The 12421-nt window shown below is 74.4% G+C and carries 10 protein-coding genes; 2 read left to right on the top strand and 8 right to left on the bottom strand.

All coding sequences use genetic code 11. The features are described 5' to 3' along the window. Window positions 1–68 precede the first annotated feature (68 nt). Complete coding sequence (gene nucS, locus ACFWEG_RS10280) at window positions 69–740, bottom strand: endonuclease NucS (protein ID WP_387211705.1); 672 nt, start codon at window positions 738–740, stop codon at window positions 69–71. Between the two features lie 270 nt (window positions 741–1010). Here nucS and ACFWEG_RS10275 point away from each other — a divergent pair, with 270 nt between their 5' ends. After that, window positions 1011–1403: an SCO5389 family protein gene (locus tag ACFWEG_RS10275; RefSeq protein WP_387211702.1), complete on the top strand. Its 393-nt coding sequence runs from the start codon at window positions 1011–1013 to the stop codon at window positions 1401–1403. A gap of 52 nt (window positions 1404–1455) precedes the next feature. On the opposite strand, the gene ACFWEG_RS10270 is transcribed toward ACFWEG_RS10275, so the two are convergent. Further along, window positions 1456–2475 (bottom strand): LLM class flavin-dependent oxidoreductase, encoded by a 1020-nt coding sequence (locus ACFWEG_RS10270; protein ID WP_387211699.1) that lies wholly within the window; start codon window positions 2473–2475, stop codon window positions 1456–1458. Window positions 2476–2726: 251 nt separating this feature from the next. On the opposite strand from ACFWEG_RS10270, the gene ACFWEG_RS10265 reads away from it, so the two are divergent. Next, window positions 2727–3065: an ATP/GTP-binding protein gene (locus ACFWEG_RS10265; protein WP_387211696.1), complete on the top strand. Its 339-nt coding sequence runs from the start codon at window positions 2727–2729 to the stop codon at window positions 3063–3065. A gap of 36 nt (window positions 3066–3101) precedes the next feature. On the opposite strand, the gene ACFWEG_RS10260 is transcribed toward ACFWEG_RS10265, so the two are convergent. The 6 genes from ACFWEG_RS10260 to scy form a co-directional block, all read right to left on the bottom strand. After that, window positions 3102–3995 (bottom strand): ABC transporter permease, encoded by an 894-nt coding sequence (locus ACFWEG_RS10260; protein WP_387211693.1) that lies wholly within the window; start codon window positions 3993–3995, stop codon window positions 3102–3104. Beyond that, window positions 3992–5215 (bottom strand): ABC transporter ATP-binding protein, encoded by a 1224-nt coding sequence (locus tag ACFWEG_RS10255; RefSeq protein WP_387211690.1) that lies wholly within the window; start codon window positions 5213–5215, stop codon window positions 3992–3994. Before ACFWEG_RS10255 ends, ACFWEG_RS10260 begins: the two co-directional genes overlap by 4 nt. A gap of 161 nt (window positions 5216–5376) precedes the next feature. After that, window positions 5377–6156 carry an ABC transporter permease subunit gene (locus ACFWEG_RS10250; RefSeq protein WP_387211687.1) on the bottom strand — a complete coding sequence of 260 codons (780 nt, stop codon included), beginning with the start codon at window positions 6154–6156 and terminating at the stop codon, window positions 5377–5379. A gap of 2 nt (window positions 6157–6158) precedes the next feature. Beyond that, complete coding sequence (locus tag ACFWEG_RS10245) at window positions 6159–7220, bottom strand: ABC transporter ATP-binding protein (RefSeq protein ID WP_387211684.1); 1062 nt, start codon at window positions 7218–7220, stop codon at window positions 6159–6161. Window positions 7221–7324: 104 nt separating this feature from the next. Beyond that, the gene (locus ACFWEG_RS10240) at window positions 7325–8263 is read right to left on the bottom strand and encodes a cellulose-binding protein (protein WP_387211681.1); all 939 of its coding nucleotides are present in this window, start codon (window positions 8261–8263) and stop codon (window positions 7325–7327) included. 163 nt (window positions 8264–8426) lie between these two features. Then, window positions 8427–12377: a polarized growth protein Scy gene (gene scy, locus ACFWEG_RS10235; RefSeq protein WP_387211716.1), complete on the bottom strand. Its 3951-nt coding sequence runs from the start codon at window positions 12375–12377 to the stop codon at window positions 8427–8429. Window positions 12378–12421 lie beyond the last annotated feature (44 nt).

Here is a 12421-nt window from a genome sequence, read left to right as displayed (position 1 = left end):
CGCACACCCCCCCCCCCCGGGCCCGCGCCGTCGCCCCCGGGGCTCCGCCGCGCGCGCCGCGGCCGCGCTCAGAACAGCCGCAGCTTGTCGTCCTCGATGCCGCGCATCGCGTCGTAGTCCAGGGTCACGCAGCCGATGCCGCGGTCGGTGGCGAGGACCCGGGCCTGCGGCTTGATCTCCTGCGCCGCGAAGACGCCGCGGACCGGGGCGAGGTGCGGGTCGCGGTTGAGGAGCTCCAGGTAGCGGGTGAGCTGCTCGACGCCGTCGATGTCGCCGCGCCGCTTCAGCTCGACCGCGACCGTCGCGCCGGAGGCGTCCCGGCACAGGATGTCGACGGGGCCGATCGCCGTCATGTACTCGCGGCGGATCAGGGTGTGGCCCTCGCCGAGGATGTCCAGGCGGTCGGCGAGCAGCTCCTGCAGGTGCGCCTCCACGCCGTCCTTGACCAGGCCCGGGTCGACGCCCAGTTCGTGGGACGAGTCCTGGAGGATCTCCTCCATCGTGATCACGAGCTTCTCGCCGGCCTTGTTCACCACCGTCCAGACGCCCTCGTCCTCGCCCGTGCCCTCCTTGAGCGTGCACGGCGGCGACATCCAGTTCAGGGGCTTGTAGGCGCGGTCGTCCGCGTGGATCGACACGCTGCCGTCGGCCTTGACGAGGACGAGGCGGAGGGCGGAGGGCAGGTGGGCCGTGAGGCGGCCGGCGTAGTCCACGGAGCACCGGGCGATGACGAGACGCATGGTCGGCCACGCTACGCCACGAGGGGTCCGGGGCGCGATTCGTCCCCCGGAAACGACCCGCACCCCCTCCGGAACCCTCGGCATCGATCCGGGAGGCCACCCGTACCTGTCCGGAACGTGGCCGGTTGTGGTTACGACGCCCTGTCGCCGCGGGGGGCGCGCGCCTAACGTGGACGCATCAGGTCGCAGCGCGTGCACGCTGCGTGATCGCGGCCTCTTGCCCTGCCCGTCAGCCTCCGGCGTCCCGCCGGGGGTGTGAGAGGAGTACCCATGTCGCTCGACGTCTCACCGGCTCTGCTCGAACAGGCCGAGCGAGGCGAGGTCGATGAAGCGGAATTCGTCGACTGCGTCCGGACCTCCCTGCCCTACGCATGGGAGATGATCAGCTCGTTGGTGGCCCAACTGAAGGTCGACGGCGGCCAGTTCGCCGACAACCAGACGCCGCCCGCCACCGAGCAGGAGCGGGGGCAGCTGCTGCGCGCCCTCGCGAGCGACGCCATCCGTGGCGCCCTCCAGCGGCACTTCGGGGTGCGTCTCGCATTCCAGAACTGCCACCGGGTCGCTGTGTTCCCGCTGGACCCGTCCGTGGACGAGCGGCTGGCCCGCTTCACCTCGATAAGGGGGCAGTTGCTCAACCAGTCGCCCGGACTCCGGGACTGCTGAGAGAGGTTGACCGGCAGGGGTCTGCCGCTCCCGCGCGCGCTCGTCGGACGCGTCAGCTCAGGAGCGGCAGCACCTCCTCGCCGAGGCGGCGGAGGTTGTCCTCGGTCGCCGCCAGGTCGCCGGAGCCCTCGGTGAGCAGCGCGAAGCGCTCGATGCCGGTGCGCTCGGAGGTCGCGGCGAGCCGGTCGGCGCACTGCGCGGCGGTGCCGACCGGGTGCAGGGAGCAGAGCAGCTCGGTGTAGGCCAGCGGGTGGCGCATCGCGCGCGTGCGGCCGTCGACCGTGACATGGGCGTCCAGCCCCTGCTTCAAGAAGCCGGGGAGCGCCTTCAGGAGGGTCTCCCGGGCGTCCGCGGTGGTGTCCGCGACCTGGGCCACGCCGGCCGACACGTGGGCCGCGTGCGGCGCACGGCCGGCCGCGCGGGCGTGGGTCCGCCACAGGGCGACCATCTCGGCCTTCTCCTCGTCCCCGATGTGCATGCCGAGCAGCATCGGCAGCCCGCGCTCGCCCGCCAGCCGGACGCTCTTCGGCGAGGTGCAGGCGACGACCACCTCGGGCCGCTCGGGGCCCCCGGGCAGCTCGTCCGCCCGCGGCACGACGGCCACCTCGCGGAACCGGTACCGCTCGCCGTCGGCGCCGACCCGGTGCTCGCCGCCGAGCCAGCGCAGGAGCAGCTCCAGGGCCTCGGGGAAGCCGCCCTCGAAGGCCTCCAGGCCCGCGCCGAACACCTCCAGGTCGACCCAGGGCCCACCGCGCCCCACCCCGAGCGAGAAGCGCCCGCCCGAGGTCAGGTGGAGCAGCGCGGCCTGCTCGGCGAGCGCCACCGGGTGCGCGGTCGGCAGCACGCTGACCGCCGTGCCCACCCGGATCCGGCGGGTGCGGCCGAGCAGCAGCCCGGCCAGCGTGACGGCCGACGGGCAGACGCCGTACGGCACGAAATGATGTTCGGCCAGCCACACCCCGTCGAGCCCGCTCCCCTCCGCCACCTCCGCCGAGCGGACCGCCCGGTGGAGCGCCTCCGTATGCCCCTGGCCGGGGAACTGTGCGGCCAGAATGAAACTTGATACGCGCAACGCCTTGTCCTTCCGTGTGGCGACGCGGTCCGCCCCCATGACCCACTAACGCCTGGCACGTGCCAAAGGCACGGCCTGCGGCGAGATTTGGCTGATTGTGGGATGAGCTGACGGGGCTTCGTCGTCCGTCCCCCGGGAGAGCGGGCCGAGTACCCCTCCTCGCGCCGCGTACGCTGGAGAGCCCCGTCGGCTCCGCCCCGGAACCGGTTCCGACGCCCGAAGTGACCCCTGAGAAGTCCGTGAGGTGGGCCGTGTCTCCGCGCCGTAACCGTCAGAAGGGCGCCGGCGGCGGCGCGTCGAGCGCGGGGGGCGACGACGGGCGCGGCGACCGGTTCGGCGGCTTCTGGCAGCGCGAGGAGTGGCAGGGCGAGGAGTGGAGCGTCCGGCACGTCAGCGGGGCGAGCGCGGCGGGCAAGCGCTACCGGTGCCCCGGGTGCGACCAGGAGATCCCGCCGGCCGTCGCCCACGTCGTGGTCTGGCCCGAGCACGGCGGCGTGGACGACCGCAGGCACTGGCACAAGGCGTGCTGGAACGCGCGGGACCGCCGCACCTCACGGGTGCAGCGGTCCCGGAACGCGCCGCGGTACTGACGGCTCAGGCGTCACTGAGGGTGACGGGCGCAGGGCTCAGACGTCGCGCCGCTCGGCCGTCGCGACGGCCGCGACCAGCGCCGCGAGGGTCACCGCGGCGAGAACCCACAGCAGATTCCAGCCATTGCCGCCCTCGTCCATGAAGGGCAGCCCGAACAGCCCGGCCAGCCCGTTCAGCGGCGAGTACGTCACCAGCGCCTCCTGCACCTCCACCAGGCTCTCCGTCTGCATGAACAGCGCGAGCAGCAGCGGCAGCAGGATGATCCCGAGCATCGCCGTGATCGCCCCGGCGGAGTGCCGGAGCAGCGCTCCCACGGCCAGGGCGAGCAGGCCGAGCAGCGCGACGTAGAGCGAGGCGCCGACGGTCGCGCCGAGCCATTGCCCGGAGGAGGCCACGACCTCGCCGCCGGCCACGGACCCCGCCGGCAGCTCGGCGTACTCCGAGGGCCGCCGGCCGCCGAGCACCGCCACCTGGATCGCCGCGGTGATCGTGGTCGCGAGGAGGATCATGGTGAAGGAGAGGCCGAAGAACACGATCGCCTTCGCGGTGAGCACCCGCACGCGCGAGGGGCACGCCGTGAGTGTCGTGCGGATCATGCCGGTGCCGTACTCCGAGGTCACCACCAGCACGCCGAGGGTCACCACGCAGATCTGGCCCAGCATCAGCCCGAACAGGCCGCCGGAGAGCAGCGGGCTGAACAGGTCCTCGGAGGTGCCGAGGGTGAGGGCCGCGAGCAGGCCGATCCCGACGACGAGGACGAACATCGTCAGCAGCGTCCACATCGTGGAGCGCACGGTGCGGATCTTCGTCCACTCCGACGCGAGCGCGTGCCCGAGGTGGGCCGAGCGCACCGGGATGGGGGAGGCGTAGGCCCCCCACTGCGCGGGGGCGGACGCGGGGGCGCCTGCGGGCGCCTGCGGGGTGCTCATCGGACGTCCTCGGGGGTCTGGGCGGGATTCTCGGCGGCCTTCACGAGCGGCGCGGCGGGCGGGCCGGCGGCCGGGGCGGCGGCGGCAGCGGCGGCCGCCGGCGCGGCCTCCTGCACGGGCGCGGCGTACGGGTTCGGGCCCGCCGGCCCCTGCGGCGCGGGGGCCGCGTACGGGTTCGGGCCGCCCGGCGGCGGGGGCGCGTACCACCCCGGCTGGTCCTGGCCGACGACCGCCACGGGCTGCGGCGGGAGGGTGCCGGGCGGGGCGACGGCGATGGGCGCCTGGAGCCCCGCCCGCCGGTCGGAAGTGGAGCGGTAGTCCACCGCCCCCTGCGTCATCCGCATGTACGCCTCCTCCAGCGAGGCGGTGTGCGGCGACAGCTCCCACAGCCGGACGTCCGCCTCGTGCGCCACGTCGCTGATCCGCGGCAGCGGCAGCCCGGTCACCCGCAGCGCCCCGTCCGGCTCGGGCAGCACGTGCCCGCCGGCCTCGGTCAGCGCGGCGGTCAGCTTCTCGCGCTGCTCGGGCGCGGTGTCGGGGGTGCGGACCCGGGAGAAGCCGGCGGAGTTGTGCGCGATGAAGTCCCGCACGGACATGTCGGCGAGCAGCTGCCCGCGGCCGATGACGATCAGGTGGTCGGCCGTCAGGGCCATCTCGCTCATCAGGTGGGAGGAGACGAAGACGGTCCGCCCCTCGGCCGCGAGCGCCTTCATCAGGTTCCGGACCCAGAGGATGCCCTCGGGGTCGAGGCCGTTGACCGGCTCGTCGAAGAGCAGCACCTGCGGGTCGCCGAGCAGCGCCGCCGCGATGCCGAGCCGCTGGCCCATGCCGAGCGAGAAGCCCTTGGAGCGCTTGCGGGCCACCTCGTGCAGTCCGACGACGCCGAGGACCTCGTCCACCCGTCGCGCCGGGATGCCCGAGAGCTGCGCCAGGCACAGCAGGTGGCTGCGCGCGCTGCGGCCGCCGTGCACCGCCTTGGCGTCGAGCAGCGCGCCCACCTGGCGGGGCGCGTTGGGCAGCGAGCGGTAGGGGTGCCCCCCGATGGTCACGCGTCCCTCGGTGGGCCGGTCGAGCCCGAGGATCATGCGCATGGTGGTGGACTTGCCCGAGCCGTTGGGCCCGAGGAAGCCGGTGACGGCCCCCGGCCGCACCTCGAACGACAGGTCGTACACCGCGGTCTTGTCGCCGTACCGCTTGGTCAGGCCTACTGCCTGGATCATGCTCCGCCCCTCGACTGGTCGATGAGGGGATCCCCGGCCGTCCGCGCCGACGGCTTGTCTGGTCACACCGTCCGCACACACGACCGAGCCCCGTGAGGGTTAGGAGGATAGCCGGGCGCCCGCGGTTCCCGGGCGCCCGTCCCGTGTGCCGTCCGGGTGCGTCAGGCGTCGCGCTTCTTGATCACGAGGAAGCCGCCGAGCACCGCGAGCAGCACCCACCCGACCATGATCGCGAGCCCGCCCCACGGGCCGTACGGGGCCGGGTCGGTGTCCAGGGCGTTCGGCAGCACCTGCATGATCTTCTGGCCGGCCTGGTCGGGGAAGTACTGGGCGACCTTCTTCGCGCCCGGCACCGCGCCGAGGATGGGGGAGAGCAGGAAGAAGAACGGCACCAGGATGCCGAGCGACAGGATCGAGCTGCGGAGCATCGTCGTGACGCCCATCGAGAAGATCCCGACCAGCGCCATGTAGAGGCCGGCGCCCACGACGGCCCGCAGCACGTTCTCCTCGCCGATGCCGGTGCCGTACCCGCCGAGCAGGGCCTGGCCGAGGAAGAACGACACGAACGCGGTGATCTGGCCGACCACCAGGGCGAGCAGGCTCGCCACCGCGAGCTTGCCGAACAGGAACGTGGCGCGCTGCGGGACGGCGGCGAGCGAGGTGCGGATCATGCCGGAGGAGTACTCCGTGCCGACGACGAGCACCCCGAAGACGACCATGGCCAGCTGGCCGAGCGTCAGACCGGAGAAGCTGATGAACGTCGGGTCGAAGGTCGCCTGCTCCGCGTCGCTGAGGTCGTCGTAGGTGTTCTTCGTGACGATGCACAGCACCGCGCTGAGTGCCACGGAGACGAGGAACGCGCAGGTCAGCGTCCAGACGGTGGAGGACACCGTACGGATCTTGGTCCATTCGGAGCTCAGGACCGCGGGGACCGATGCCATGCTCAGCTCTCCGTTCCGGACGGGCCGGGAGTAGGGGTGTCGTCGGGCCCCGGGCGGTTTTTCGACCAGCCGGCGCCCCACTGCGGGCCGCCGGCGGCCTGCGGGCCGCCCGCCCGCGGCGCCCCGGCGACCGGCGGCGGCGCGCCGCCGTTCCCGCCCCCGTCGTGCGCGTGGTACTCGACCGAGCCCGCCGTCATCTGCATGAACGCCTCCTCCAGGGACGCCCGCTGCGGGCTCAGCTCGTGCAGGGTCACCTGGTGCTCCGCGGCCAGCTCGCCCAGCTGCTCGGACGTGGCCCCGTCGACCTCCAGCGCCCCGTCCTGCGCCGGCTGCGCGGTCAGGCCCGCGCCCGCGAGGACGTCCCGCAGCCGCTCCTGCTGCGGGGAGCGCAGCCGGACGTAGGTGCGGGAGTTCTGGCTGATGAAGTCCGCCATCGGCAGGTCGGCGAGCAGCCTGCCCTGGCCGATGACGATCAGGTGCTCGGCCGTCAGGGCCATCTCGCTCATCAGGTGGGAGGAGACGAAGATGGTGCGCCCCTGGGCGGCGAGCGCCTTCATCAGGTTGCGGATCCAGTGGATGCCCTCGGGGTCGAGCCCGTTGACCGGCTCGTCGAACATCAGGATCTTCGGGTCGCCGAGCAGCGCGGAGGCGATGCCGAGCCGCTGCCCCATGCCGAGCGAGAAGCCCTTGGACTTCTTCTTCGCCACCGCCGTCAGCCCGACCGTGTCGAGGACCTCGTCGACCCGGGAGCGCGGGATCCGGTTCGACTGCGCCAGGCAGAGCAGGTTGTTGTAGGCGCTGCGCCCGCCGTGCATCGCCTTGGCGTCCAGGAGGGCGCCGATGTACTTCAGCGGCTCGCTCAGCTCCCGGTAGTGCCTGCCGTCGATGCGGACCGTGCCGGCGGTGGGGTTGTCGAGGCCGATCATCATCCGCATCGTCGTGGACTTGCCGGCCCCGTTCGGCCCGAGGAAACCCGTCACCACCCCCGGCCGGACCTGACACGTCAGATGGTCCACGGCGACCTTGCCGCCGTAGACCTTGGTCAGATTGTCCAACTCGATCATGCGGCCACGCTAAGGGCCGCCCGCACCCGCTGCCACCGGAATACGCCGAAACCCCCTGCCGACGGGGGAGAGGCAGGGGGTATCGGGCGCTATGCCGCCGGGGCTCAGCGCGACTGCTGCGCCGGGACGCCGCGGGAGACCGGCTCGTCCTCCACGGGCGACGCGGCGGCGGCCACCGCGGCACCGGTCAGCGTGGCCAGCATCTCGCGGACGTTGGTCAGCTGGGCGTTGATGGAGTCGCGACGGTTCGTCAGCGCCGCCAGCTCGCGCTCGGACTCGCTGCGGATCCGGTCGGCCTTGGCGTTGGCGTCGGCGACGATGTCCTCGGCCTGGCGCTGGGCCGTCTCGACCGTCTGGCGGGCGCGGCGCTCGGCGTCCGTGCGGAGCTTCTCGGCCTCCAGGCGGAGCTGCTCGGCGCGGTGCTCGATCTCCGCGAGCCGCTTCTCGGCCTTCGCCTGACGGGAGGCCAGGTCGCGCTCGGACTGCTCGCGCCGCTTGGCCAGGTTCGTCTCGAAGTCCGCGGCGGCCTGGGCGGCCTTGGCGCGGGTCTCCTCGAAGAGCGCGTCGGCCTCCTCGCGCTTGGACTGCGCGTCCTTCTGCGCGTCGCTGCGCAGCTGGGCCGCGTCGCCCTTGGCCTTCTCGACGATGCGGACGCCCTCGTCCTCGGCCTTGGACTTGCGCTCGGAGGCGAACGACTCGGCGTCGTTGCGCACCTGCTGGGCGGCCGACTCGGCCAGCTCGCGGTGCTGCTCCGCGGCCCGGCGGGCCTCCTCGCGCAGGTCCTTCGCCTCCTCCTCGGCGAGCCGGAGGATCTTCTCGACCCGGGCGCCGAGGCCGGCGTACGACGGCTCGGCGTCGGTGACCTGGGCCTGCGCGTTCTGCGTCTCGAGGTGCAGCTCCTCGATGCGCTTCTCGAGGGCGGTGATACGGGCGAGGGCGCTGTCACGGTCGGCGACGAGCTTGGTAATGCGGTCGTCCACCTGACCGCGGTCGTAACCACGCCGCACGAGCTCGAAGCCGAATGGGGAGGAAGTGTCGCTCATGGGGTTCCTGGGTTCCTGTCGAATGAGACCAGTGGGGTGATACGCGGAATCCTAGGGGCCGAAGCGGCGTGTCATCGAGCTGTTGCCCGGATGGGCGGGAGAATGACCCCTCTTTCGAGTGGCCCGCCGCCGCGTCCCTTGTCGCCCCATCGGCCCGAAATACCTAGTCAGGCGAGGGTTTGCCGCTCGTACGGGGGTTTCCCGCCCCGGCTCCCGCCTTGACGCCGCCGTCGTTCTTGCCGCCGAGCGCGGGCGCCTCGAAGGACTCCAACGCCTCCAGCACGTCCTGGACACGGGAGATCTCCGCCTGGATGTCCTCCCGCCGGCGCACCAGCACGTCCAGCTCGCGCCGGCCCTCGGCGACCGTGCGGTCGGCCTCCTCGCGGGCCTCGGCGTGCATCCGCTCCGCCTCGCGGACCAGCTCCGCCTTCTTCTGGGCGGCCTCCTTCAGCAGCGCCTCGGCCTTCTTCACCGCCGCGATCCGCACCTTGCCGGCCTCGGAACTCGCGTCCGACAGCATCTGCTTGGCCTTCGCGTCCGCCTCGGCCGACTGCTCCTCGGCCGCCCTGACCAGCGCGTCGCACCGCTCGCCCGCGGACTTCATGGTCTCGGCCGACTCGCGGCGGGCCCGCTCGTGGAGCTCCTCGATCTCGCCGGTGATGCGGTCGCGCAGCTCCTCGGCCCGCTCCCTTATCGCGGTGGCGTCCCGGCGCGCGCCGACGAGCAGCTCGTCGGCGTCCGCCCTGGCCTTCTCCACCCGGGAGTTGCCCTCGACGGTGGCCTCCTGGACCAGCCGGTCGGCCTCCTGGCGGGCGGCGCCGACCATGGTGTCCGCCTGGGCCTCGGCGTCGGTGGTGGTCCGCAGCGCCTGCTCGGCGGCGTCCGAGGTGAGCTTCTCGGCCTCCGTGACCGCCTCGGTGACCAGCCGGTCGACCTGCTCGGCGGCCTCCTGGCGCCGCTTGTTGGCCTCCTGGCGGGCCTCGTCGAGCGCCCGGTCGGACTCCTCCCGCGCATGGCCGAGCAGCCGGTCGGCCTCCGCGGCAGCCTCCGCCCTGACGCGCTCGGCCTCCTGGCGGGTCCGTTCGGCGTGCGCCTGCGCGGACCCGACGGTCTCGGCCGCCTCCGCCCGCAGCCGCTCGGCCTCCCCGGACGCCTCGCCGCGCATGCGGTCGGCCTCCGTACGGGCCTCGGTCGTCACCCGGTCGGCCTCGGCGCGCGCCCGCGCCGACAGCCGCTCGGCGGACTCACGCGCCTCCGCGGTGAGCCGCTCGGCCTCGGCGAGCGCGTGCGTGGTGACCTGGTCGGCCTCCTCGCGCGCCCCGACCGTCAGCCGCTCGGCCTCCTGGCGGGCCTCGCCGGTGACCCGGTCGGCCTCCGCGTGGGCCGCCGCCAGGGCGTCGCGCGCCTCGGCGCCGAGCCGCTCGGCCTCGGTGGTCGCCGCGAGCAGCGCCTGCTCGGCGGCGGCCTGCGTCTCGGCGCGCGTCCGCTCGGCGTGCTCGGCGGCCTCCGCGCGCAGCCGCTCGGCCTCCGCGTGGGCGTCGCCGACGGTCCGCGCGGCCAGCTCCCCGGCCGCGTCCGTCTCGGTCTGCGCCTCGCGCCGCAGCCGCGCGGCCTCCTCGGCGGCCGACTCCCGCTCGGCGTAGGCGTCGGAACGGACCCGGTCCGCCTCCTCCTGGGCCTCCGCGCGGGCCCGCTCCGCCGCGTGCTCGGCGGCCGACCGCAGCCCGTTGATCTCGTCCTGCGCCTGCTCGTGCAGCCCGGCCACCGCGTCGCGGACCTGCTGCGCGGTCGCCTCGGCCGCGCCGACGAGCTCGGTCGCCCGCCGGTCGGCCTCGGCGACCAGCGCCGCGGCCTCGGTCTGCGCCTCCTCCGCGCGGGTGCGGGCGGAGGCGAGCAGCTCCTCGCTCTGCTCGCGGGCGCGGGTGAGCTCCTGGTGGGCGTCCTCGCGGGCGGCGGCGAGCAGCTCGTCGGCCTCCCGGCGCCGCCGCTCGGCCTCCTCGCGGGCCGCGGTGAGCGACTCCTGCGCCTCCCCGGCCAGCCGCTCGGCCGCGGCCGCCGCCTCGGTCCTGATCCGGTCGGCGCTCTCCTGCGCCTCCGTCCTGATCCGCTCACCCTCCGCGACAGCCTCGCCCCGCAGCCGTACGGCGACGGACTCGCCCTCCGCGCGGGCCGCGCTCGCGTCGCCGGCGGCCTCGTCGCGCAGCCGCTGCGCCTCCTCGGCGGCCTGGTCGTGCAGGACCCGGATCCGCTCCGCGGCCTCGTCGCGCAGCCGCTGCGCCTCCTCGGCGGCCTCCCGGCGCAGCCGCTCCGCCTCGGTCCTGGCGTCGGTCAGCGCCTGCTCGGCGGCGGCGGACCGCTCCTCGGTCTCCGTCCGCAGCCGGGCGAGGTCGCCCTCGGCCTCCTCGGCCCGGGCTGCTATGGCCCGCTCGGTCTCCTCCCGCAGCGCGGCGGCGGCCTGCTCGCCCTCGCGGCGGGCGGACTCGGCCTGCTCGTCGGCCTCGGCGCGCAGCCGGTCGGCCTCCGCGCGGGTCCGCTCCAGGGTCTCCTCGGCCTGCTTGCGCAGGGCGGTGGCCCGCTCGATGGCCTCGGTCCGAACCCGCTCCGACTCGGTGGACGCGCCGGTCCGCAGCTCGTCCGCGTCCGCCTTGGCCTTCGTCAGCAGCTCCTCGGCGGTCCTGGCCGCCTCCTCGATCTGCTGCACGGCCTCGCGGCGGGCCTCGCCCCTGATCCGCTCGCCCTCGTCCACGGCCTCGGCCCGCAGCTGCTCGGCCTCGCCGCGCAGTCGGCGGGCCTCCTCCTGCAGCTCGACGGTCCGAGCCCGGTACTCCTCGGTGTCGTCCTTGGCGGCGCCCTTGAGCTGGTCGGCCTGCTCGGCGGCCTCCTCGCGCAGCCGGACGATCTCCGCCTCGGCCTCGCCGCGCAGCCGCTCGGCCTCCTCACGGGCCGCCCTGGTCGTCGCCTGGGCGTCCTCCGACGCCTTTGTCAGCACCTCCTCGGCGGTCCGCGCGGCCTTCGCCAGCTGGGCGGCGGTGTCCTCGGACGCGGCCGTGCGGGCGTTCTCCGCGGCCTCCGCGACCAGCCGCTCGGCCTCCGCCCGGGCGTCCGCGCGGACCTGCTCGGCCTCGGCCTTCAGGGCCTCGGCGTCCTTCGTCGCCTCGGTGACGAGCCGGGCGATCTGCTCCTTGGCCGTCCGGGTGCGCTGCTCGTTGGTCGACTCCGCGCCGGCCAGCTGCTTGGCGGCCGCGTCCGTGGCCTCGGCGACCAGCTTCTCGGCCTCGGCGCGCGCCTCGCGCAGCGCCGTCTCCGCCTCCTGCATCCGCTGCTCGGCGGCGCGGGCCAGCTCGGTGGCCTGCCGCCGGGCCGACTCCGACTCGGTGACGGTGCTGGTGCGCAGCCGCTCGGCGTGGCTGGTGGCCTCCTGCGCCTGCGTGGAGGCGGCGGTCAGGAGCCGCTCGGCGTCCTTGCGGGCCCGCACCAGCAGCGCCTCGGCCTCCGCGCGGGCTGCCTCCGCCTCGCTGCCGAGCCGGTGCCTGGCCTCCTCGGCGACCCGCAGGGCCTCCGCGCGGGCGGCGGCCAGCGAGCTCTCCGCCTCCGCGCGGGCCTCCTCCATGAGCCGCCGGGCCTGCGCCTCGGTCCGGGCGCGCAGCTGCTCGGCCCAGGCGACGTTCTCGTTGACGTGGCTCTCGACGGTCTGCCGGCGCTCGGAGAGCTCCTCGTCGAGCCGCTGCCGGCGGGCGACCGCCTCGGCGTGCAGCTCGGCCTCCAGACGGGCCTGCCGCTCGGCGTGCTCCTGGAGGATCCGCTGGTTCTGCGCGCGGGCCTCGCGCAGCTCCCGCTCGGCGTCCGAGCGCAACTGGTCGGCCTGGATCTGGGCGTTCCGCAGCAGCTGCTCCGCCTGGTAGCCCATGTCGGCGGTGTCGTACGACGGACGGGTGGCGATGGTGCGGCGCGCCTCGTGCAGCTTGGCGCGCAGGACCTCGACCTGGTAACCGAGGTCCTCGGCGTGCTGGACGGCCTTCTCCCGCTCGGTCTTCAGCCGGTCCATCTCGGCTTCGAACCGCGAGAGATGGTCGACTTCAGCTCGGTGGCTCTCCTGCTGTTCGTAGCCCCGCACTGCGCGTGCCATCCGTCCCTGGTCGCGAACTCACTTCCGTACCC

Source organism: Streptomyces sp. NPDC060194 (assembly GCF_042728285.1).
Taxonomy (GTDB): domain Bacteria; phylum Actinomycetota; class Actinomycetes; order Streptomycetales; family Streptomycetaceae; genus Streptomyces.
Note: the sequence above shows the minus strand (reverse complement) of the source record. Positions and strands in the feature narration are given on the sequence as shown.

Excerpts from the sequence above, each read along its gene's own strand:
- ACFWEG_RS10240 (WP_387211681.1), bottom strand. The coding sequence starts at position 8,263 with ATGAGCGACACTTCCTCCCCATTCGGCTTCGAGCTCGTGCGGCGTGGT.
- ACFWEG_RS10250 (WP_387211687.1), bottom strand. The coding sequence starts at position 6,156 with ATGGCATCGGTCCCCGCGGTCCTGAGCTCCGAATGGACCAAGATCCGT.
- ACFWEG_RS10260 (WP_387211693.1), bottom strand. The coding sequence starts at position 3,995 with ATGAGCACCCCGCAGGCGCCCGCAGGCGCCCCCGCGTCCGCCCCCGCG.
- nucS (WP_387211705.1), bottom strand. The coding sequence starts at position 740 with ATGCGTCTCGTCATCGCCCGGTGCTCCGTGGACTACGCCGGCCGCCTC.
- ACFWEG_RS10255 (WP_387211690.1), bottom strand. The coding sequence starts at position 5,215 with ATGATCCAGGCAGTAGGCCTGACCAAGCGGTACGGCGACAAGACCGCG.
- ACFWEG_RS10245 (WP_387211684.1), bottom strand. The coding sequence starts at position 7,220 with ATGATCGAGTTGGACAATCTGACCAAGGTCTACGGCGGCAAGGTCGCC.
- ACFWEG_RS10275 (WP_387211702.1), top strand. The coding sequence starts at position 1,011 with ATGTCGCTCGACGTCTCACCGGCTCTGCTCGAACAGGCCGAGCGAGGC.